The 20,834-nt window shown below is 53.2% G+C and carries 21 protein-coding genes and 1 tRNA gene; 19 read left to right on the plus strand and 3 right to left on the minus strand.

Annotated features, from left to right (window positions below; all coding sequences use genetic code 11):
• The 3 genes from QY332_08545 (at window position 1) to QY332_08555 (ending at window position 4,534) form a co-directional block, all read left to right on the plus strand.
• A complete protein-coding gene (locus QY332_08545; GenBank protein ID WKZ37978.1) occupies window positions 1-1,281 on the plus strand; it encodes an aminotransferase class III-fold pyridoxal phosphate-dependent enzyme in 1,281 nt (426 codons plus the stop codon).
• 72 nt (window positions 1,282-1,353) lie between these two features.
• Window positions 1,354-2,721, plus strand: a complete 1,368-nt coding sequence (locus tag QY332_08550) for an aspartate aminotransferase family protein (GenBank protein ID WKZ37979.1) — start codon at window positions 1,354-1,356, stop codon at window positions 2,719-2,721.
• An 82-nt stretch (window positions 2,722-2,803) separates the two neighbouring features.
• Window positions 2,804-4,534, plus strand: coding sequence for an aldehyde ferredoxin oxidoreductase C-terminal domain-containing protein (locus QY332_08555; GenBank protein WKZ37980.1), 1,731 nt, complete (start codon window positions 2,804-2,806; stop codon window positions 4,532-4,534).
• Between the two features lie 59 nt (window positions 4,535-4,593).
• On the opposite strand, the gene QY332_08560 is transcribed toward QY332_08555, so the two are convergent.
• Entirely contained in the window at window positions 4,594-5,070 is a 477-nt protein-coding gene (locus QY332_08560) for a c-type cytochrome domain-containing protein (protein WKZ37981.1), read from the minus strand.
• A gap of 205 nt (window positions 5,071-5,275) precedes the next feature.
• Here QY332_08560 and QY332_08565 point away from each other — a divergent pair, with 205 nt between their 5' ends.
• From QY332_08565 to QY332_08630, 14 genes are all read left to right on the plus strand, one after another.
• Window positions 5,276-6,847, plus strand: a complete 1,572-nt coding sequence (locus QY332_08565) for a hypothetical protein (GenBank protein WKZ37982.1) — start codon at window positions 5,276-5,278, stop codon at window positions 6,845-6,847.
• Window positions 6,844-7,287: a hypothetical protein gene (locus QY332_08570; protein WKZ37983.1), complete on the plus strand. Its 444-nt coding sequence runs from the start codon at window positions 6,844-6,846 to the stop codon at window positions 7,285-7,287. The genes QY332_08565 and QY332_08570 overlap by 4 nt, the downstream gene beginning before the upstream one ends.
• An 11-nt stretch (window positions 7,288-7,298) precedes the next feature.
• Window positions 7,299-7,371: transfer RNA gene (locus QY332_08575), tRNA-Arg, on the plus strand.
• A 39-nt stretch (window positions 7,372-7,410) separates the two neighbouring features.
• Complete coding sequence (locus QY332_08580) at window positions 7,411-7,809, plus strand: Hsp20/alpha crystallin family protein (protein ID WKZ37984.1); 399 nt, start codon at window positions 7,411-7,413, stop codon at window positions 7,807-7,809.
• 4 nt (window positions 7,810-7,813) lie between these two features.
• Window positions 7,814-10,441 (plus strand): endopeptidase La, encoded by a 2,628-nt coding sequence (gene lon, locus QY332_08585; GenBank protein WKZ37985.1) that lies wholly within the window; start codon window positions 7,814-7,816, stop codon window positions 10,439-10,441.
• Entirely contained in the window at window positions 10,407-10,772 is a 366-nt protein-coding gene (locus tag QY332_08590) for a response regulator (protein WKZ37986.1), read from the plus strand. Before lon ends, QY332_08590 begins: the two co-directional genes overlap by 35 nt.
• Window positions 10,772-11,209, plus strand: coding sequence for a GNAT family N-acetyltransferase (locus tag QY332_08595; GenBank protein ID WKZ37987.1), 438 nt, complete (start codon window positions 10,772-10,774; stop codon window positions 11,207-11,209). The genes QY332_08590 and QY332_08595 overlap by 1 nt, the downstream gene beginning before the upstream one ends.
• Entirely contained in the window at window positions 11,206-11,700 is a 495-nt protein-coding gene (locus QY332_08600) for a MogA/MoaB family molybdenum cofactor biosynthesis protein (GenBank protein ID WKZ37988.1), read from the plus strand. The genes QY332_08595 and QY332_08600 overlap by 4 nt, the downstream gene beginning before the upstream one ends.
• Before the next feature lie 85 nt (window positions 11,701-11,785).
• On the plus strand, window positions 11,786-12,343 hold the full coding sequence (gene efp, locus QY332_08605) for an elongation factor P (GenBank protein WKZ37989.1): 558 nt from the start codon (window positions 11,786-11,788) through the stop codon (window positions 12,341-12,343).
• A 3-nt stretch (window positions 12,344-12,346) separates the two neighbouring features.
• On the plus strand, window positions 12,347-12,676 hold the full coding sequence (locus tag QY332_08610; protein WKZ37990.1) for a hypothetical protein: 330 nt from the start codon (window positions 12,347-12,349) through the stop codon (window positions 12,674-12,676).
• Between the two features lie 29 nt (window positions 12,677-12,705).
• The gene (locus QY332_08615) at window positions 12,706-13,896 is read left to right on the plus strand and encodes a DinB family protein (protein WKZ37991.1); all 1,191 of its coding nucleotides are present in this window, start codon (window positions 12,706-12,708) and stop codon (window positions 13,894-13,896) included.
• 112 nt (window positions 13,897-14,008) lie between these two features.
• On the plus strand, window positions 14,009-15,247 hold the full coding sequence (gene fabF / locus QY332_08620; protein ID WKZ37992.1) for a beta-ketoacyl-ACP synthase II: 1,239 nt from the start codon (window positions 14,009-14,011) through the stop codon (window positions 15,245-15,247).
• A gap of 10 nt (window positions 15,248-15,257) precedes the next feature.
• Window positions 15,258-16,361 carry a beta-ketoacyl-ACP synthase III gene (locus QY332_08625; GenBank protein ID WKZ37993.1) on the plus strand — a complete coding sequence of 368 codons (1,104 nt, stop codon included), beginning with the start codon at window positions 15,258-15,260 and terminating at the stop codon, window positions 16,359-16,361.
• A gap of 55 nt (window positions 16,362-16,416) precedes the next feature.
• The gene (locus QY332_08630; protein WKZ37994.1) at window positions 16,417-16,596 is read left to right on the plus strand and encodes a twin-arginine translocase TatA/TatE family subunit; all 180 of its coding nucleotides are present in this window, start codon (window positions 16,417-16,419) and stop codon (window positions 16,594-16,596) included.
• A 49-nt stretch (window positions 16,597-16,645) separates the two neighbouring features.
• On the opposite strand, the gene QY332_08635 is transcribed toward QY332_08630, so the two are convergent.
• A complete protein-coding gene (locus QY332_08635; GenBank protein ID WKZ37995.1) occupies window positions 16,646-17,287 on the minus strand; it encodes an MgtC/SapB family protein in 642 nt (213 codons plus the stop codon).
• 12 nt (window positions 17,288-17,299) lie between these two features.
• Entirely contained in the window at window positions 17,300-19,345 is a 2,046-nt protein-coding gene (locus tag QY332_08640) for a thioredoxin domain-containing protein (protein ID WKZ37996.1), read from the minus strand.
• Window positions 19,346-19,436: 91 nt separating this feature from the next.
• Here QY332_08640 and QY332_08645 point away from each other — a divergent pair, with 91 nt between their 5' ends.
• On the plus strand, window positions 19,437-19,904 hold the full coding sequence (locus tag QY332_08645; protein ID WKZ37997.1) for a hypothetical protein: 468 nt from the start codon (window positions 19,437-19,439) through the stop codon (window positions 19,902-19,904).
• Between the two features lie 2 nt (window positions 19,905-19,906).
• The gene (locus QY332_08650; protein WKZ37998.1) at window positions 19,907-20,800 is read left to right on the plus strand and encodes a formylglycine-generating enzyme family protein; all 894 of its coding nucleotides are present in this window, start codon (window positions 19,907-19,909) and stop codon (window positions 20,798-20,800) included.
• The last annotated feature ends 34 nt before the right edge of the window (window positions 20,801-20,834 follow it).

Raw genomic sequence — 20,834 nt, forward strand, 5'->3', positions numbered from 1 at the left:
ATGACCACCCAACTCTATCAAGATAACTTTTCCCACATGACTCCCGCGTGGAGCCGTATTTTCAATTTCGTGGCCGATCGTGCGGAAGGGGCATACATCTACACGGATGATGGCAAAAAACTGCTCGATTTCACCAGCGGCATCGGAGTCACCAACACAGGTCACTGCCACCCGAAGGTCGTGGAGGCGATCCGCGAGCAGGCGGGCTTGTTCCTGCATGCGCAGGCGAACATCGTCATCCACAAGCCGATGCTGCAACTCATTGAAGAATTGCGAAAGATCGTGCCTCCATCAATTGATAGTTTCTTCTTCGCCAACTCTGGTGCGGAGGCGGTGGAGAACGCGGTCAAGATCGCCAAAGCCGCCACAGGCAGACCGAATGTGATCGTCTTCAACGGCTCCTTCCACGGGCGGACTCACGCCACGATGGCGTTGACCACGTCCAAGACGATCTATCGCACAGGTTTTACGCCTCTTCCTTCGGGGATATATGTCACGCCGTTCCCGTATGCATTCCACCTGAAGATGACGGAAGAGCAAGCCAGCCAGTATGCGCTGGAACAGCTGGAATACCTCCTTGCGTCACAGACCGCTCCGAAGGACACCGCCGCGATCCTGATCGAATCTGTACTGGGTGAGGGCGGGTACATCGTGCCGCCTGCATCTTTCATGAAAGGCTTGCGTGAGATTTGCGACAAGCACGGTATCATGCTCATCTTCGACGAAGTGCAATCGGGTTTTGGACGCACGGGCAAATGGTTTGCACTCGAGCATTTCGGCGTTGTTCCTGACATCATCACTGCCGCAAAAGGCATCGCCTCGGGCATGCCGCTCTCCGGCGTGTTCACCCGTACAGACATCATGAAGAAACTCGATGTCGGCTCCATTGGTGGGACGTACGGTGGTAACGCCATTGCCTGTGCGGCGGGAAGCGCTACCATATGTGCGATGCGCGATGAGAAGATGTTGGAAAATGCCGCAGAGAAAGGCATCCAATTGATGACGGGACTCCGCAAATTGCAGGAGGAATATCCGCAGATTGGTGATGTGCGCGGCAAGGGCTTGATGGTCGGCACCGAATTTGTTATGGAAGGTAGTCAGGCAAAAGCCAAGCCATTGGTCAAGGACGTTATCCATAAAGCTGAAGAGAAAGGCATGCTCCTGCTCTCCTGCGGGACGTACGATAACATCCTGCGCTGGATTCCCCCGTTGAACGTGACATCAGATCAAATCAATGACGGGTTGAAAATATTCAGCGAGACGCTAAAGGAAAGTGTTTAGCGTTCTAATATTTGAACATTTAAACGTTAGAACGTTCAAACTTGTCAACTTTCCAACCTGTAACCTTCAACCATGTCCCCAACACTAGACCGTACTAAACTTACACAGCTCCTCAAAGCCGAAGAAGAACTCTTCCATGAAAGTCATCCCAAATCCTACGAACTCCATCAGCGTGCACGCAAATCGCTGCATGGTGGTGTGCCGATGCTGTGGATGATGCGCTGGGCGGGATTATTTCCTATGTTTGTCAAAGAGGCGAAAGGCGCGCACTTCACTGATGTGGACGGCAACGACTACATCGATTTTTGCCTCGGCGACACGGGCGCGATGACCGGTCACAGCCCCGATGTCACGGTGAAAGCCATCACCGAGCAAATTCAAAAAGGCATCACGCTCATGCTTCCATATGAAGATGTCATCTGGGTGGGTGAAGAACTTCAACGCCGCTTCAAACTTCCATATTGGCAGTTCGCCCTCACCGCCACCGATGCAAATCGTTTTGCACTGCGCATGGCGCGCATGATCACAGGCCGCCCGAAAGTTCTCGTCTTCAACTATTGCTATCACGGCTCGGTGGACGAAACCTTCGTCACGCTTGACGAAGAAGGCACACCCATCTCGCGTCCCAACAACATGGGTCCGCAGATAGATCCTCGTGAAACGACCAAAATCATCGAGTTCAATGACATCGGTGCGCTCGAAATTGCGCTTTCCTCCCGTGATGTTGCCGCCGTCCTCGCCGAACCTGCCATGACCAACATCGGCATCATCCACCCCGACCCTGGTTATCACGAAGCCCTGCGCAAGATCACCCGCAAATTCGGGACCTATCTCATTATCGATGAGACTCACACCATCTGCACAGGACCCGGCGGATACACCGCCTCCTTCGGACTTGAGCCTGATTTTTTCACCCTCGGCAAACCCCTCGCTGGAGGCGTTCCCGCCGCGATCTATGGCTTCACCGAAGAAGTCTCTCAAGCCTTCACTGCCAAACTCGCCGTGGATGATGCGGATGTGGGCGGCATCGGCGGGACGCTGGCAGGCAACGCCCTGTCCATTGCGGCGATGAAAGCCACGCTCCAAAACGTGCTGACCGATGAGTTCTATGCCAGGGCGACGAAGTTGCAGGAACAATTCACAGCGGGAGTCGAAGGCGTCATAGCAGAATTCAGCCTCCCCTGGATCGTGAAGCGTCTGGGCAATCGCTCCGAGTATTGGTTCCGTCCCACTCCTCCCAAAAATGGCGGAGAAGCCCATGCCGCCGTCGATCCCGAACTGGACCGCTACATGCATCTTTACGCGCTCAACCGCGGCATCCTGATGACGCCCTTCCACAACATGGCGCTCATCTCGCCCGAAACCACGCAAGCAGATGTGGATTACCACACGAAGGTCTTTCGAGAAGCAGTACAATCTTTATTTTGGATAATGTTGTAGGGGCACAGCGGCGCTGTGCCCCTACAACGTGCAAACTATTTGAAAACCCGTGAGAATATAATCCTGCCGACAGGAGTAGAAAATGACCGAACATAAAACCCAGATCTGGCGCATCAACACCCGCACGCAGGAACTAAAATGCGAACCTATCCCTGAAACTTGGCAGCGCCTCGGTGGGCGTGGACTGATAGCCCGCATCATGGTCGATGAAGTGGATGCGAAATGTGATCCGCTTGGTGCGGGCAATAAGCTTATCTTCACACCCGGATTGCTGGTGGGACATATCCTCTCGTCCACAGACCGCATCTCGGTAGGCGGCAAGTCCCCGCTGACGGGCGGCATCAAGGAAGCCAATGCAGGCGGACGCACGGGCTATCACATGGCGTTCATGGGTATCCACGCGCTCATCATCGAAGACATGCCCAAGAACGATGGCTATTGGGTTCTGCACTTGTCTCTGAAAGACGGCGGAAAATGGGAACGTGCCGATGATCTCGTTGGCTTGGGCGTGTACGAGACCGCGCCAAAACTGCTCGAAAAATATGGCGATAAAGTTGCCATTGCGCTGATTGGACCCGGCGGCGAGATGCGCATGAAATCCGCGGGGATTCAAAACATCGACAAGGATAAAATCCCAGCCCGCATCGCCGCGCGCGGCGGACTGGGTGCAGTCATGGGCTCAAAGGGGCTTAAAGCCATTGTCTTTGACCATGCCGGGGGGCATAAACCAGCCATCGCGAATCCTGAGGCGTTCAAAGCCGCGCAGAAGGATTACACCAAGGCGGTCATGGAACACCCGCAGTCCATTACCTATCGTGATTACGGTACGGCCGCCATGGCGCAGATGACCCAGCGTTTTGCGGCGATTCCCGCGCATAATTTCTCGCGTGGAACATTTGACAATATGGAGGCGATTAGCGGCGAGCAATTGCGCGAGTTCACGCTCACGCGCGGAAAACCGTCGGATGCGTCGCATGCCTGCATGGCGGGATGTACGATTAAATGCTCAAATGTCTTCGGAGGAAAGGATGGAAAGATCATCGTCTCACCGCTCGAATATGAAACCATCGGTTTGATGGGCTCGAACCTTGATATTGACTCGCTCGATTCAATCGGACGTTTGAACTGGCATGTCAACGATCTGGGCTTGGACTCCATTGAAGTTGGCGCGGCGCTTGGTGTTGCCGCCGAGGCGGGATTAATGAGGTGGGGAAGCGAGGAAGACGCCCTGAAATTGATCGATGAAATTCGTAACGGCACGGAGTTGGGACGCACGCTTGGCGATGGTGCGGCGGCAACTGGAAAAAAATATAATATCGAACGCGTGCCTGTGGTTAAAAATCAAGCCATGTCTGCGTACGAGCCGCGCTCGATCAAAGGTACGGGTTTGACCTATGCCACCACACCGCAGGGTGCAGATCATACCTGCGGGTTGACCATCCGCGCGCAGATCGATCATCTTGATCCAAATGCTCAAAAGGATGTCTCGCTCAACGCCCAATTGAACATGGCTGGCTACGATACGATAGGTGCGTGCATCTTTGCAGGTTTCGGTTATGCCGCCACGCCTGATGGTGTTGTCAAACGCCTGCTCAAGGCGCGTTACGGCTGGGACGATGTTCCCGATACTATTTTGCAGGCCTTGGGCAAGGAGACCATTAAACTGGAGCGTGAATTCAACAAACGCGCAGGCTTCACTGCAAAGGATGATCGCCTGCCCGAATGGATGACTCGCGAAGCCATTCCTGAAAACGGCTCGGTCTTCGATGTCAGTAATGATGTGATCGATCATATGTTTGATGGCATCGAATAAGGAAGACCTCCGAGATCTTCAAGATTTCGGAGGTCTTTTCCAGTAATGATTGAGGTGGGTTAATTATTCAATGCACCCTGATTGACCCAATCCATGATGAGTTGAAGTTCCTCAGGGGTGACCTTTGTTCCACGGTTGGGCATTTCGCCATCGATGATCAGTTGTATGAATAGGCTGTCATTGGCGTTACCGGGGACGAGTACGGCGCCTTTTCGCGAGCCTTTCAGGATGTCGTCATGCGTCCGCATATCCAGGCCTTCTTTTTTTGTCTCGACGCCGTGACATTTTATGCACTTCGCTTCGAAAATGGGCATCACGTCATTTGCAAAACTGACATTCAGGGCGGGCATCTCTTCAGGAGGGGCGGGGGTGTCTGTGGAGGCCGGGGGCTGGATGGGCTGAGGCAATGCATCAGCCTGGGTGGCAGGTAAGGGCGCAGGAGGAAGCGTTTCCGTTGGGGAGGCTGCCCATGCACCACATGCAGAGACTGCGATGGCAATGAGCATTGTTATTACGGGCAACGTCTGATTTTTCATTCTTGTCCTTTGTATGGCGAATCGTGTTGTTATTATGTCGCTGTGAAGCCGTAAAAATTTACTATATCTACTTGAGAAGATAATTAAGATTTCCCGTGATTTCCGCGTATTTAGTGCTTTTTTTCGCAAAGTATAGGAAGTCTGCGCAAGGTAAGGTATAATCAGTACGCCGCGCGTTAGGCGCAAATTCATTACAAGGCTGAGTATGGCAGGCGCATTTACACTACCCACAGAATATTGGTTATCCATTCAGATCACCCCGAAAGACGTTGAAAACCTACACACTTTTCTGTTCGAGCGTGAGACGCCGTTAACGACGCGTGATCTTTCCTTTGAATTTGTGGAGGCGCGTATTCGTGCCGAACGGAATGCCGCGGAAAGCAAACAGAAAACGGCTGGTAAAAATTTTCTTCCCAGGGATAAATATGAGATCGGTGACGAACTTGTCTTTTCCGCATTGGACTGGAAACGCGGAAAGGTGACCGATATACGGCCCGGAACGAATCCATCCGTGAAGGATTTCGACGTGTTGACTGTCGAAATGGAAGATCGGAGCAAGCGGATGTTCGCCGCCAGGCTGGAGTCGCATCTTTTGAACGATGCTCCGCTTTCGACCCCTGAAAGCGACGAAGTCAGTTCCGCAGCTATTTTGAGCGAGCACAGCGACTTGATCGAGAAAAAACTGGAAGACGCATTCAGCGCGGATGATGGACTTGTCAAGATTGCGGGACGCTGGTTCCCGCGCGCGCTTTTGATCGATATAAATCAAGGCCAGTTAAATCTTGCGGAAGCCATTTTGGATATGTCCGCAGGGGAGCCGCTTCCCACCGAAGCGTTGATGAAGGATATTGAGTTGCCTGCCGGCGTAAACCCGAAGCTGGCTGAATTTTCCTTGAACCATGCCTTGCAGGATGACAACCGCTTTGATGAAGTGGGTCCCGCGGGGCAGGTGTTGTGGTGTTTGCGCCGTCTCGAACCGGATTACGTGCGGGAAATCCCGCCGCCGCTTGAGTATACCGAGATTGAACATGACCGCAGCCAGCTGAGCACGGAGATGAAGAACCTCGAGTCGCAACTGGATGATGAATTAACTCCGCCCGAAGAAAAGGACTTTCGCGAGGATGTCTCGTCCATCACGATCCCGCTCATCTACCCTCATCTGCGCGCAGGGACACTGCCGATGTCTGCGCGGGCGCGGACGTTGTTTCCCACGGCTTATGAATCGCCACGTGTTCGCTTTACCCTCGTGGACGGAAAGACAAAACAGCACATCCCCGCCTGGGTTGTGCGCGAACACGGTTATGTGTTTGGCTTGCGCGAATGGTATAAATTGCATCAACTAATTCCAGGCTCACTCGTGCAGGTTCGCAGAGGCGAGGAGCCCGGCGAAGTAATTGTGGAGGTGAAAAGCCAGCGCTCCTCGAAAGACTGGGTGCGCACGGTCATGGTGGGCACCGACGGCGGTTTTGTATTCGCCACGTTGAAACAATCCATTACTGCCGAGTTCAACGACCGCATGGTCATCCATGTGCCTGATTTTAAAACATTGGATCCCGTTTGGGAAAAGAAGCGTCCGTTTGAAGAGTTGGTGTTGCTGGTTATGAAGGAATTGACAAAATCCAACCCGCAGGGGCATGTCCATGCGCAGGAACTCTACGCGGCAGTGAACCTTGTCCGCCGTGTGCCGCCGGCGCCCTTGTTCGTTTTGCTGGTGAACAATCCTGCCTTTAAGCACGTGGGCGATTTACACTTCCGTCTGGCTGAGGAGGCTGAATGAGCCTGCTAAAACCCGGCGCAACAACGCCGTTCCATATTGACTTTGAGTGGTGGAAAAAGAATGAACGCGACTGGCATGTCTTCATGCTTTCCCTGCTGTGCACCGAACACCAGGAAGCCTTCGCGAATATCGAGGAAGACGGAATGATGGACTGGATCGACCCTGAAACAGCGGAAGTAAAGCCTGTGGATGGTGTTCAACATGCCCTGATGAGTCACTGCGCCCTGCTTCCGGAATTTAAAAGCGAGCGGACGGCGATGGTCGAAGCCATCTTCCGAACCTTTTTGGTGAATGGTAATGTTCCCATGTCCGCCGAGGAACTTGGCAAGAGGCTTGGCAGACCCGCCAGCGTGATCTTAAAGACAATTTCCGGTCCGCGTGTGTATCGCGGTTTGCGGCCGGTCCAAAACCCCTCGCCAGTTTCCGAAGAGGCGGAGTAAAATTGTAATTTGCCCCCGTAGCTCAATGGACAGAGCAACTGCCTTCTAAGCAGGAGGTTGTGGGTTCGAATCCCGCCGGGGGTGCTGAAAATGGTGTCATTGCGAATTAGAAGGAGAAAAACCATGCCCACTGTTATTCGCAAATCGAGAGAAACACTCATCGAATTCAGGCGTGACCTCCTTCGTACATTGAACTGGCAGGTGGGATCCAATATCTGGAGCCCGCCGACGGACGAATACGAAACAGAGGCTGAGTATATTATCCGCATGGAAATAGCGGGGATGCGTGAAGAGGATTTTGAGGTCTCGCTTGAAAATGACACGCTCTTAATTATGGGTGTGCGCCCCGATTCTTCCGAACGGCGTTCCTATCATCAAATGGAAATAAGATTTGGAAAATTTGCAACCGCCGTTGGTCTGCCGGGTCCTGTCAACATGGACGAGGCGCGCGCGGAATATAAAGACGGCTTCCTGACCATTACCCTTCCGAAAGCAAAACCAAATCAGATCAAGGTTGAGTAGAAAAATGCCCGCACAGCGATGGCACTCCGGTATCCACGAATTCTTTCAGACAGTTGGTGAAACAGACGACGAATTAATGAACACGTTCATGTCGTCGGTTTTTTCGCAGTTCCAAAGGAAGGACGACGCTTCCTCCAGCCCGCGGGATGTGGACAAAGATGGGGAGCAGAAATTCCCCGATGTGCTCCCCATCCTGCCGTTGCGCGGAGTCGTTGTCTATCCCAACACCGCAGTCCCGCTCACGGTTGGACAGGCGCGTTCCATCAAACTGGTGGACGATGTAGTCAGCGGCGATAAACTCGTGGGACTTGTCGCCGCGCTCAACCCGGAGCAGGAGACGCCCGGTCCAAAAGAGCTTTACCAGGTCGGCACGATCGCAACCGTGCATCGTCTGCTCCGTGCCCCGGACGGCACCGTCCGTTTGCTGGTGCAGGGCATGCAGCGTTTTCGCCTTGGTGAGTTCGTTGCGGAAGAACCCTATCTAAAGGCCCACATCCACCTTGTGCCGGAAAGCGATGAGACAAATATTGAGACGGATGCGCTGGCCCGCAATGCGCGTGACCAGTTCCAGCAGATCACGCAAATGATCCCGTCCTTTCCAGACGAGTTGGTGGGTTCGATCACCTCGCTTGAGGACCCGCTTCAAACTGCATATACGATTGCCAACTTCCAGCGCATTGAACTGAAGGATGCGCAGGAAATCCTTGAATTGGATTCCGTGTACGACAAGTTGAAAAAATTGATCGGCTTGTTGGTGCGTGAAGCCGAGGTCTTGCAGATCGGGCAGAAGATCCAGAATGAGGCGCGCGGCGAGATTGAGAAAGTCCAGCGTGAATATTTCCTGCGCGAACAGATGAAAGCCATCCAGCGCGAGCTGGGCGAGAAGGACGGGGAATCCGAGGAGGCGGAGGAATTCCGCAAAAAGATCGAAGATGCGAAAATGCCCGAAGAAGCATTGAAGCAGGCAAAACGCGAGTTGGAGCGTCTCTCCCGCCTCCCGTCCGCCTCGGCAGAGTATGGTGTCATCCGCACCTACCTGGACTGGCTGGTCACGCTCCCGTGGTCAAAATCCACAGAGGATAATCTGGATATTGCCCATGCGCGCGAGATCCTGAATAAGGATCATTATGGACTTGAAGATGTAAAAGACCGCATCCTTGAGTTTCTTGCGATTCGAAAATTACGTATTGACCGCAAGGATGATAAAAAAGAGGAATCGACGGATGCAATCCGCCGTGAGCGTGAAGGTGTAATTCTTTGTTTTGTGGGTCCGCCCGGTGTGGGGAAGACCTCTCTTGGCCAGTCCATTGCCCGCGCGATGGAGCGGAAATTCATCCGTGCCTCGCTTGGCGGCGTGCGCGACGAAGCCGAGATCCGTGGTCATCGCCGCACCTACATCGGTGCCATGCCGGGACGAATTCTGCAATCCCTGCGGCGTGTCGATTCGAAAAACCCGGTCTTCATGCTTGATGAAGTGGATAAACTGACCAACGATTTTCATGGCGACCCTGGCTCCGCGCTGCTCGAAGTACTGGACCCCGAACAGAACGGAGAATTCCGCGATAATTACCTTGAAGTCTCCTATGACCTTTCACAAGTGTTCTTTATCACAACAGCCAACACACTTGAGACCATCCCGCGCGCATTGCGTGACCGCATGGAGATCATCTATCTTTCGGGTTATACTGAAAACGAGAAGCTGGCCATCGCGCGTGGTTATCTCATCCCGCGCCAGCTGCGGGAGAACAGCCTGCGTGAGGGCGAAGTCGCTTTTACCGATGACGCTTTAAAAATGATCATCCGCCAATATACACGGGAGGCGGGTGTGCGCAATCTGGAGCGAAAGATCGGTGCGGTGTGCCGCAAGGTTGGCACAAGGATCGCCGAAGGAAGCGCGGAGAAATTTTCGATTACGCCCAAACTGGTGGATGAATTTCTCGACCACCCCACTTTTTTTGGACCCGAGGAACTGAACAAACGCACGTCCATTCCCGGCGTTGTGCCGGGCCTCGCGTGGACATCCTTTGGCGGAGACGTGCTGTTTGTTGAATCCACCGCCATGCCCGGCGGACGCGGTTTTCAAGTCACCGGCTCGGTTGGCAACATCATGCAGGAATCCGCTCGCGCGGCGTTATCGTATGTCCGTTCACGGGCGGTGTCCTTGAGTATTCCGCACGAATTTTTTGATAAACATGATGTACATATGCACATCCCCTCCGGTGCACAACCCAAAGATGGACCCTCCGCCGGGGTAACGATGGCGACCTCCCTCGTGTCGCTGATCTCAGGGCGCAAGGTCCGGCCCCAGGTCGGCATGACCGGCGAGATCACATTGCGGGGTCAGGTGCTTGCCATTGGTGGCGTCAAAGAAAAGGTGCTGGCAGCGCATCGCAACGGTCTCACAACGGTGATCCTGCCCAAATACAACGAACAGGATATCGACGATGTCCCGGATGAGATCAGGAATACCATGAAATTCATTTTTGCCGAATCCGTGGACGACGTGATCAATGCCGCGCTCGAAAAAACAAAGCCTGGAAAGAAACCGGTGAAGACACCCGCAAAGAAAAAAACCAAAACAACAAAGGCAAGGAAGAATGTCAAAAGAAAAAATACTGCTCGCGGAAGATGACGCAACCATGGTGTCATTATTAAAAACCCTGCTGAAAATGGAGGGCTTTGAAGTGGTGGCATTACACGCGGACGCGGATGTGCCGGCGGCTGTGCGGAATGAAAAACCCGACGTGCTGTTGCTGGACGTGCATCTTTCAAGCCAGAGTGGTTTGGATATTCTGGATAACCTGCGCAGTTCGGATGACCTGACCAACGTGCGCGTGGTGATGTCCTCCGGTGCAAGCATGAAGGAAGAATGTATGCGTCACGGCGCAGATGGGTTTTTGTTGAAACCGTATATGCCCGATGATCTCATCACCATGTTAAAAAGGACCATTCGATCTGCGTGATGTCATCCCAGGCCAGCATACGTGAGTTTTGCTTTGAACATGATTACGGCCCTGTTCTGAAATTGTGGGAAAGCATTGAAGCCGGGCTGAAGGTCGGGCGTTCCGACACAGCGGAAGAGATCCATAAAAAACTTCAACGCGACCCTGACCTGTTTTTGGTTGCCGAGGTGAAGAACAAAAAGATCGTGGGTTCGGTGATCGGCGCATTTGACGGGCGGCGTGGCATGATCTATCACCTGGCGGTTCAGAAGGAATTTCGCGCGCAGGGAATTGGGGCAATGCTTCTTAGAGAAGTGGAGAAGCGCCTGCAAGCCAAGGGCTGCCTCAAATGTTTGCTGCATGTCCTTGCCGATAATACAGAAGCCGTCCAATTTTATGGGAACCTCGGATGGCGCGAACAGAAGGAAGACATCGTTTTTGGGAAAGAGTTCCAATGACGATACGATTCGGGATATTGACCATCTCCGACCGATCCTCCAAAGGTGAACGGGATGACGCCTCGGGACCCGCGCTCGCGCAGCTGATCCGCGCCCAAAACTGGTCCGTCGCCAGACAACACATACTTCCTGACGAAGAATCTGACATCTGCTCTGTCCTGATCGAATGGGCGGACAGCGGCGAGGTTGACGTAATTCTCACGACTGGCAGCACAGGCTTCGCCCCGCGGGACGTGGCGCCTGAGGCCACGTCCCGCGTCATCCAGCGGACTGCGCCCGGACTTGCGGAGGTTATGCGTGCGGAAAGCCTCAAGAAGACCCCGCATGCCATGCTTTCGCGCGCCGTGGCCGGTATCCGCGGACGGACTCTCATCATCAACCTGCCAGGCAGCCCCAAAGGCGCAGTGGAAAATTTACAAATCGTAATTCCGGTTTTGCCTCACGCCGTCCAATTGCTCAATGACGATCCAGCCTCCGAGGATTCGCATTAATGACCGTTCACTGGACAGTGCTTCAAACTCATTGGTATAATCCGCCCGCTCCTAAAAAAATCAAATAATCAAGGAAAGTTTAAGCATGATAGATGTAAACGAGCTACGCAAAGGTGTTACATTTGAATTGGATGGCAACCTCTATAAAGTAGTGGATTACAGCCACAATAAAACGGGACGCGGCAACGCCACCATCCGTGTGAAAGCCCGTAATTTATTGACCGGTGCGAACATCGAACGCACCTTCAACTCGGGACTGTCCGTGCAGGATGTCAACCTTGATTTCGCCAATGTTTCGTATCTTTATAATGACGGTGACATGTACTATTTCATGGACAACCAGACCTTTGAACAACCCGCCATTAAAAAGGAATCCCTTGGTGAAAGTGCCCAATACCTTAGTGAAGGCATGGAAGTAAAACTGACCTTCTACAAGGGCGAGGCCATTGACGTCGAATTGCCGACCTCCGTTGACCTCAAGGTTGTCGAAGCCGAAATGGCGATCCGCGGCGATACCGCCACGGGCGTCACCAAGAAAGTCACCACCGAGACAGGTGTTGTGGTTCAGTGTCCCAATTTTGTCAATGTGGGCGATACCATCCGCGTAGATACGCGCACGGGTGACTATATTACCCGCGTATAAATTATGAAGACACCCGCCGGGCGTGAATGTCCACACTTTTTTGGCGACTATTATCGCGGCAGAAACAGGGAGGAATGCAGCCTGCTTAAGCTGTACAACCAGCAGTGGACACGTGACTTGTGCAAGACCTGTCCTGTGCCGGATATTTTGCGCGCCAATTCATGTCAGCATATGAAGTTGAAGGTGGAGGTGGCGCGTCCGATCACTGCCATCTTTCAGCGCCGTGTGCAAGCGGACGCATTTTGCGATAAAACACAACGGGGCGTCCCTGAACCGCAGGTGGGGTGCGGAGAATGCCATGCCCTGCCATTCACATTTGAAGTAAAAGAATAACCCCAGACTCCGGGGGGAGTCCAATCATTATGACGCTGACACTCCTGCTTGATCTTGACGACACACTTCTCGATACAAATTCACAGGCTTTTCTCCCCGCATATTTTCAGGCATTGTCCAACGAGCTTGCGCCGCAGATCGCCCCCGAGCTCATATTCCGTGCCTTGCTTTCCGGCACGCAGCTGATGAATGAAAGCGATGATTTTTCCCGCACCCTGCGGGAGGTCTTTGATGTGGAATTCTACCCAAAACTGAATATCGAGCGCGGTGATCTCGAAACTGCCATTGAGAATTTTTACGATACCATTTTCCCCACGCTACGCGGGTTAACCTCGCAGATACCTGAAGCAAAGCCGTTTGTCGAGTGGGCGCTCTCTCAAGGCTATCGTATTGCGATCGCCACCGACCCGCTCCTGCCGCGCAAAGCCACGCATCACCGCCTGCGCTGGGCGGGGCTTCAGCCCGAACAATTCGAGCTCGTGTCCACATACGAGGAATTCCATTTTTCGAAAACCCATCCCGCTTATTATGCCGAGGTTCTCGGGCGCATGGGCTGGCCCGAGGGTGCGGTACTGATGGTGGGGAATGATATGGAACGCGATATCCTCCCCGCACGAAAGCTTGGGCTGGCGACCTATCACGTGAACGGAGAACCCGCCTCCAGTTTTGGACCTGATACGGGATCCCGCGGTATGTTATCCGACCTGCGTCCCTGGCTTGAGTCCACCGATCTCAAATCCCTGTGGCCATCCTTTAAATCAAGCGACTCTATTTTAGGGATTTTGTTGGCAACCCCCGCGGTTCTAAATGGGTTGTTGCACGGGTTCGATACGGATCTCTGGTCCCGCAAAGCAACCCCGCACGACTGGTCATTGACCGAATTGATCTGCCACCTGCGCGACACGGAACGCGAGATCCATCACATGCAGATCAAGCTTTTCATCGAGCAAAATGAACCTTTTATCCCGCGCCCGGATACGGGGGTGTGGGCAAGTCAGCGGGATTATTTGCACGAGGACGGTGCATCGGCATTGAAGGAATTTAACGATGCAAGGCGCGAAACAATTATCTTTTTGAAGAATATGCCCGTGGAGGGATGGGGACGCAAAGCCCGTCATGCCATTTTTGGCCCGACAAAGTTTCTCGAGGTGGTCAGTTTTATTGCGGATCACGACCGCATGCACATCCAGCAGACGCGGTCCATCCTGAAGAAAACGTAGATATTGTGCGTGTCTTCCAGCATGCATTCGTGTTATTATTGCAAACAAGGGACAAGGCCGACTTGTCCCTTGTTTATTAAACGCAGGCAAATTGTTTGAGGAGCAGATCAGAATGAGGAAACGTGTCGTTATCACAGGTCTGGGTTGTGTCAGCCCTGTGGGAAATAGCGTAAAGGATACCTGGAGCGCGCTGCTGGCCGGGAAATCGGGAGCGGCTCCCATCACTGCTTTTGATGCGAGCGCCCACAAGACGAGATTTGCCGCCGAAGTTAAGGGATTTGACCCTGCGGCTTTGTTTGGCGCGCGTGACGCACGCAAGATGGACCGCTTTGCCCAGTTTGCCACTGCGGCAACGCTGGAAGCCATGGAACACGCAAATTTCAAAATTGACGATTCGAATCGTGACTGTGTCGGTATTTTGATCGGCACAGGCATTGGCGGCATCATCACCCTGCTCGAGCAGTATGATGTGATGCGTGAGCGCGGGCCAGAGCGCGTGAGTCCTTTTCTCATTCCGATGATGATTGCAGACAGTGCCGCCGGGAATCTTGCCATCCGTGTTGGCGCACGCGGACCGAATATGTCGCTTGCAACAGCCTGCGCTTCCGGCACCAATGCGCTGGGAGAGGCAGCCGAAATGATCCGGCGCGGCGCGGCGGACATCATGATTGCTGGAGCATCCGAGGCGGCGATCACGGCTGTGTCCATGGCGGGCATGAATGTGATGACTGCTTTGTCCACTCGCAATGATGATCCGCAGAGAGCCTCGCGTCCATTTGATAAGGATCGTGATGGATTTCTAATGGGGGAGGGCTCGGCTGTTTTGATCCTTGAGTCGTTGGAATATGCCCAGACACGCGGCGCGAATATCCTTTGCGAGTTTGCAGGGTATGGCACCACGGATGATGCACACCATATTTCAGCACCTGCCGAAAACGGAACGGGTGCGGCAATGTCTATGAGCCTCGCACTTGAAAATGCAGGGCTGAAACCTGCTGATATTGGTTATATCAATGCGCATGGCACCTCCACGTATTTGAATGATAAGAGCGAGACCGCCGCCATCAAATCAGTATTTGGCGGGCAGGCGTACAAAACGCCTGTATCCTCCACCAAATCAATGACCGGGCACCTGCTGGGAGCTTCCGGTGCACTGGAGGCAGTTGTCAGTGCGATGGTGATCCTGAATAATTTCCTGCCGGCCACGATCAATTACGAGACCCCTGATCCCGTCTGTGACCTGGATTATGTCCCAAATCAGCCGCGCGAGGCTGTGGTAAATCATGTCATGTCCAACTCGTTTGGATTTGGCGGCCACAATGCGACCCTGATCTTGAGCCGTTACAAATAAAGGAGCAAGAATGCCATTTGCGCATATTACCGGCTGGGGCATGCATGTCCCGGAGCCTGTTCTTACGAACGACGACATTGCCAAGCTTGTGGACACCAACGACGAGTGGATCCGTGATCGAACCGGGATTCGGGAGCGGCATATCGCCAGGGAAAATGAGTTTCCATCCACCCTTGCAGTCGAGGCTTCGATCAAGGCCTTGCGGGTAGCAAATCTCGCACCCACCGAATTGGACCTGATCATTTGCTCCACATCTTCGCCTGAGTACATTTTTCCTGCAACGGCTTGTATTATTCAGGACCAGATCGGTGCCACGAAGGCTGGTGCCTTTGACCTGCTCGCCGCCTGCTCGGGTTTTATCTATGCCACCAATATGGCGGCGCAAGCCATCCGAAGCGGATCGATCAAGAACGCGCTGGTCATCGGTACGGAAACCCTCTCCCGCTTTGTGAATTGGAAAGACCGCAATACCTGCATCCTGTTTGGGGATGGGGCAGGTGCATTTGTTTTGCAGGCAAGTGATAGACCCGGTGGTGTGCTTTCGGCTGTCATGCACTCGAATGGCTCCGGCGCAAATTCGCTGACCCTTTTGGGCGGCGGCTCGCGCCACCCGGCCACACAGACGACCCTTCATGAGGGAAAACATTTTGTACAGATGGACGGCAAGGAGGTTTTCCGCTTCGCCACGCGTGTCATGGGGCGCGCCGCATTGGAAGCATTGGAACTGGCGGGGATGACCACCGCCGATGTACAATGGATCGTTCCACACCAGGCAAACTATCGCATTATCGAGACCGCCGCAAAATACCTGAAAATGCCGATGGACAAATTCGTCATCAATGTGGATCGATACGGCAATACATCCACCGCCTCGATCCCGATTGCAACCGTGGAAGCCGCTGAAAAGAAACAATTAACCCCGGGTGACAAGGTCGTTTTCGTCGGCTTTGGCGCAGGACTTACGTGGGGCGCAATGGTCGTCGAATGGACGGGTCCCATCCCAACAAAGAGGACAGTCCACCCCGAACAATATCGCATCTTTGCGCGACTGCGGTCGATTGTCCGCCGCGCCATCCGCTTTATCGAAGGCCTCCTCTCGCGCAGGGAACTCTAACCACCTTCTTATGGATCGATGGTACGATAATCATATACTACAAAAGGAGCTAGAAATGTTTCGATTAGGCGGTTGGGAATGGATCATCATTCTCCTCATAGTCATACTCTTGTTTGGGCCCGGTCGGATTGGCAAGATTGCAGGCGAGCTTGGGCGCGGCATCAAGTCCTTCCGCGAAGGATTAGGAAACAAGGTGGAGAAAACTGATGAAACTGAGAACGAAGAAGAGAAATAACCAGCATACATAACAGAAGGCTCTCTGACCGGAGAGCCTTCTGTTTGAATCAGTAATCCAGTCCCTTGACAGATTTATCCTTCAACATCATCAGGACGAATTTCTCGTGGCTCTTTGGCGAGCCGATCGTCTTCCATGAACTTATGATTGACTTTTCGGTCTTGGTCTGGTGATGTTCGAATACTTGCAGGGAGCATTCATCAATTGCTTTCTGGATCTTGTCAATTGCCTTGTGGTCGCCTCCGCCCAACACAATTTGGTAGGAGCGCGCCTCACGGATTTTGTCGATGCGGGCTTCAATGTGCGGGAATACAAGCAGGACCAGCAGCGTGATCACCGTGGCGGCGAACACGAAATATAACTCTCCGGCGCCAATTCCCATACCCAACGCGGCGGAAAGCCAGATGGTTGCTGCGGTGGTCAGCCCGGCAATCCGTCCGCCATCACGGATGATCGCACCCGCCCCCAGAAAACCAATGCCGGTCACAATGTTTGCGGCAATACGTGTTTGGGTAAAGCCAGGATCTATGCTCAGGGAAAAGATTGTGAAAAGGGTTGAACCCAGTGTGATCAAAATGATGGTGCGGAATCCCGCCGCCTTGTCCTGATATTCGCGTTCTGCACCGACGATGCCGCCAACCACGACGGCGGCGCCGAGCTTGATAAGGTTTTCGATGAAAATTGAATCCATGGTTTATCCCTTTCAGGATTTTAATTGTTCGATCAAAGCCTGGATTTCGCTGGTGGGTTGGTTGCAGACAAATCCTTCGCAAACATAAGCGGTACATTTATTTTCTATCATCGTCCTGCCATTCAGCAGGGCAGGGGAAGCATCCTTTATTGGATGGGGTGAAGCGGCAGTTATCACGTTTGGCCTGTACTCTGCGCGGAGGACGTGGAGCATCCGCTGGAAGTTTTCATCGTGCGCTTCGCCCAACAGGGCAACCTGTTTCATGCCACCGAGGGAATTTTGCGCCGCTGACAGCCAGTTTGCAAAGCCAAGCGGATAGCGCAGTACAAGGCTGGTGATCAACGTGAGGGATTTTTCTGCAATGTCGCGATAGTTTCCTTCGCCGCTGAATTCCGCCAGTTTTAGCAGAGCTTCACACGCCATCGAATTTCCCGAAGGGGTGGCATTGTCCTGTACATCCTTGGGGCGGATGAGAAGTTGCTCGCCATCCTCGGGGGTATCGAAAAAGCCACCTTCGGGGTCGCTGAAGCGTTCGATCATTTCATCTGCCAATTCCTTGGCAGACGTGAACCATTTATTGTTAAAATCTGTTTGATATAAATCGAGCAGACCCAGGGTCAATGCGGCGTAGTCCTCGAGAAAGACTTCGTTGGTGGTCTGTCCATTTCGCCAGGCGCGGCGTAATCTTCCATTGGGTCGTAGTTGCGAGAGTAAAAACTCGGCATTGCGCGTAGCCAAGTTAAGATAATAGACGGATTTTGGGTTTGTGCCATTGAGAACTCGCGCCGCCTCCGAAAAAGCCGAAAGCATGAGACCGTTCCAGGCGGTAAGGACTTTGTCATCCGTGGCGGGGCGGATGCGCGAAGCACGGGCGGATAAAAGGCGGGAATGAGATTCTGCCAGTTTTTCGGGAACAGCCTCCAGGTTAAGGTTGAAGCGGGCGGCGAGGGAGGCATCATCCACATGGCGGTGTAGCACCGTCCTGCCCTCCCAATTTCCATCTGGGATGATTCCGTAGGCCACTTCAAAAAAATCAGAATCATCTTTCAGCACTTCGCGGATTTCATCAAGGGTCCACACGTAGAACCTGCCTTCTTCACCCTCCGAATCAGCGTCCAGCGAGGAATAAAAGCCGCCGTTTTCGTGAGTCATTTCGCGGGCGATGAAATCCAGCGTTTCTTCCACAATGCGCTTGTAGGCCGGCATTTTAGTAACCTGCCACGCGTGTAAATAGGTGCGGACGAGGAGGGCATTATCGTAAAGCATTTTTTCAAAATGCGGCACCCGCCATAGATTGTCAGTGCTGTAGCGTGCAAAGCCACCGCCGACGACATCATACATGCCGCCGCGAGCCATGGCTTGCAGGCAGTGGTTGATCAGGTTTAGATATTCCTCGGTTTTATTTGCAACGGAATGATGGAGCAAAAATTCAACCGCCATTGTCTGCGGGAATTTGGGCGCGTCGCCCCAGCCGCCGTATCCCCAGTCGTAGGAGTCCCGCACGGCATTTGCGATTGCGTTGAGATGTTCGAGGCTGAGGGCACCCTTGTTTTGATGGTTTATTTTTGTCTGCAAATGGGTATTGACTTGCATCCCCGTTTTTTCAACTTCAGCGCGGTCGTTTTTCCAGGCGTTGGCCAGTCCAGTCAAGACATCCTTGAAGGCCGGCATATTAAAGCGGCGCACTGGCGGGAAGTAGGTGCCGGTGTAAAAGGGTTTGAGGTCGGGCGTTAAAAATACGGACATGGGCCAGCCACCGGAGCCTGTCATGGCGACCACAGCCTGCATGTAGATGCCATCAATGTCGGGGCGTTCCTCGCGGTCCACTTTAATGTTGATGAAATGTGCGTTCATCAGCGCAGCAGTTTCTTTATCTTCAAAGGATTCGTGCGCCATGACGTGACACCAGTGACATGCTGCGTAACCAATACTGAGAAAAATGGGCTTGTCTTCGGCGTTGGCTTTTGCCAGCGCTTCTTCACCCCATGGGTGCCAGTCTACGGGGTTTTTTGCATGCTGCAGGAGATAGGGGGATGTGGAGAACGATAATTTGTTCATAAAGTGGGCAAATTATACTGTATGCGGATTAACTTTTAACTGCTTGTGGGTATAATAATCAATAAAACAATTGTCAATAAAAGGAGAGAAAATGAAAAAGTTCAATATCTTATTTGCGATCACGGCGCTGATTTTCGCATCCCTTGCCTGCCAGGCGGTCATGGGCGGCGGAAATGGCGTTGAGGAAATGGATAATCTGTCTCCTGCGGATAATACAGACAATTTTTCAACCAGCCCGCCGGACGAGTCGTCGGATGATTTCGATTTTTCCTTTGGCGGCGATGCCGAATTCCCGATGCCTGAGGATGCCGCGAATGTTGTCAATATGGCTGGCACCGTCAATTACCAGACCTCCCTCAGCCTGGACGAAGTGATGGCGTTTTACCGTGATGCCTACCGCAAACAGGGGTTGGCCGAGCGCGAACTGTTGACCACAGTGACTGGAGGAGTCTTCAACCTTGTGTTTGACGGTCATGAGAGCGGTCAGGCCATTGTCATTCAAGGTGTTGATCTGGGTGATGGAAGCATGAATGTGAACATTCGCCTGGAGGATGTATAGTAGTGAAAAAGGGCAAAGGGATTTTTGCCTTTGGATTATTTGCAGTCGCGCTGGTCGGTTGTACGGTTGAGCCGCCTACTCCGCCCCTGCTGGAGAAGGCGGGCGTATCATTCTCGCCGAGAGACGGGATGATGATGGTCTATGTCCCGGCAGGGGATTTCCTAATGGGGAGTGAAAAAGGTCTCACCGACGAACAGCCCCAGCATGAGGTATATCTGGATGCCTACTGGATCGACCAGACCGAAGTCACCAACGCGATGTATCGGGGATGTGTCAAAAAAGGAAGGTGCAAACCGCCTTATTCAACAATCCAATTCGATCACCCCGAACTGGCGGACCATCCTGTGGTTTTCGTCTCATGGATGGATGCAAAAAATTACTGTACCTGGGCGCGGCGTCGTCTGCCAACCGAGGCCGAATGGGAGAAGGCCGCCATTTGGGATTCTGTTATGAATGAACAGCGTGTCTATCCGTGGGGGAATGAATATGATTGCCGCATGGGCAACTTCGACGACGAACTCGAATTGGACGCATCGATCATGCCGAACACACCTGAAGGCTGTGATGGATATGTTCGCACTGCGCCGACCGGCAGTTTCCCCGACGGCGCAAGTGCCTATGGTGCGCTGGACATGGGCGGTAACGTGTGGGAGTGGGTCCATGATGCCTTTCTAGAAGTGGACCCACTGACCACCACTGTGCAGAATTATTACGCCATCTCGCCTCGGGAAAATCCGCAGGGAGTTGATCCTGAACTCACGGATTACCGCGTCGTCCGCAGCGGATCGTGGAGCATGCTGTTCGGCTATGGGCGTGGAGCCTACCGCCTATGGTACGGACTGGATGATGCGTACGAAGACATTGGCTTTCGCTGCGCGTTGAGCGCAAATCCCTGAACCTTCGCCTGTATCAGCAAAGAACCGACTAGCT

This window comes from Anaerolineales bacterium, from assembly GCA_030583885.1.
Taxonomy (GTDB): domain Bacteria; phylum Chloroflexota; class Anaerolineae; order Anaerolineales; family Villigracilaceae; genus Villigracilis.

Excerpts from the sequence above, each read along its gene's own strand:
- QY332_08545 (WKZ37978.1), top strand. The coding sequence starts at position 1 with ATGACCACCCAACTCTATCAAGATAACTTTTCCCACATGACTCCCGCG.
- QY332_08550 (WKZ37979.1), top strand. The coding sequence starts at position 1,354 with ATGTCCCCAACACTAGACCGTACTAAACTTACACAGCTCCTCAAAGCC.
- QY332_08555 (WKZ37980.1), top strand. The coding sequence starts at position 2,804 with ATGACCGAACATAAAACCCAGATCTGGCGCATCAACACCCGCACGCAG.
- QY332_08560 (WKZ37981.1), bottom strand. The coding sequence starts at position 5,070 with ATGAAAAATCAGACGTTGCCCGTAATAACAATGCTCATTGCCATCGCA.
- QY332_08565 (WKZ37982.1), top strand. The coding sequence starts at position 5,276 with ATGGCAGGCGCATTTACACTACCCACAGAATATTGGTTATCCATTCAG.
- QY332_08570 (WKZ37983.1), top strand. The coding sequence starts at position 6,844 with ATGAGCCTGCTAAAACCCGGCGCAACAACGCCGTTCCATATTGACTTT.
- QY332_08580 (WKZ37984.1), top strand. The coding sequence starts at position 7,411 with ATGCCCACTGTTATTCGCAAATCGAGAGAAACACTCATCGAATTCAGG.
- lon (WKZ37985.1), top strand. The coding sequence starts at position 7,814 with ATGCCCGCACAGCGATGGCACTCCGGTATCCACGAATTCTTTCAGACA.
- QY332_08590 (WKZ37986.1), top strand. The coding sequence starts at position 10,407 with ATGTCAAAAGAAAAAATACTGCTCGCGGAAGATGACGCAACCATGGTG.
- QY332_08595 (WKZ37987.1), top strand. The coding sequence starts at position 10,772 with ATGTCATCCCAGGCCAGCATACGTGAGTTTTGCTTTGAACATGATTAC.
- QY332_08600 (WKZ37988.1), top strand. The coding sequence starts at position 11,206 with ATGACGATACGATTCGGGATATTGACCATCTCCGACCGATCCTCCAAA.
- efp (WKZ37989.1), top strand. The coding sequence starts at position 11,786 with ATGATAGATGTAAACGAGCTACGCAAAGGTGTTACATTTGAATTGGAT.
- QY332_08610 (WKZ37990.1), top strand. The coding sequence starts at position 12,347 with ATGAAGACACCCGCCGGGCGTGAATGTCCACACTTTTTTGGCGACTAT.
- QY332_08615 (WKZ37991.1), top strand. The coding sequence starts at position 12,706 with ATGACGCTGACACTCCTGCTTGATCTTGACGACACACTTCTCGATACA.
- fabF (WKZ37992.1), top strand. The coding sequence starts at position 14,009 with ATGAGGAAACGTGTCGTTATCACAGGTCTGGGTTGTGTCAGCCCTGTG.
- QY332_08625 (WKZ37993.1), top strand. The coding sequence starts at position 15,258 with ATGCCATTTGCGCATATTACCGGCTGGGGCATGCATGTCCCGGAGCCT.
- QY332_08630 (WKZ37994.1), top strand. The coding sequence starts at position 16,417 with ATGTTTCGATTAGGCGGTTGGGAATGGATCATCATTCTCCTCATAGTC.
- QY332_08635 (WKZ37995.1), bottom strand. The coding sequence starts at position 17,287 with ATGGATTCAATTTTCATCGAAAACCTTATCAAGCTCGGCGCCGCCGTC.
- QY332_08640 (WKZ37996.1), bottom strand. The coding sequence starts at position 19,345 with ATGAACAAATTATCGTTCTCCACATCCCCCTATCTCCTGCAGCATGCA.
- QY332_08645 (WKZ37997.1), top strand. The coding sequence starts at position 19,437 with ATGAAAAAGTTCAATATCTTATTTGCGATCACGGCGCTGATTTTCGCA.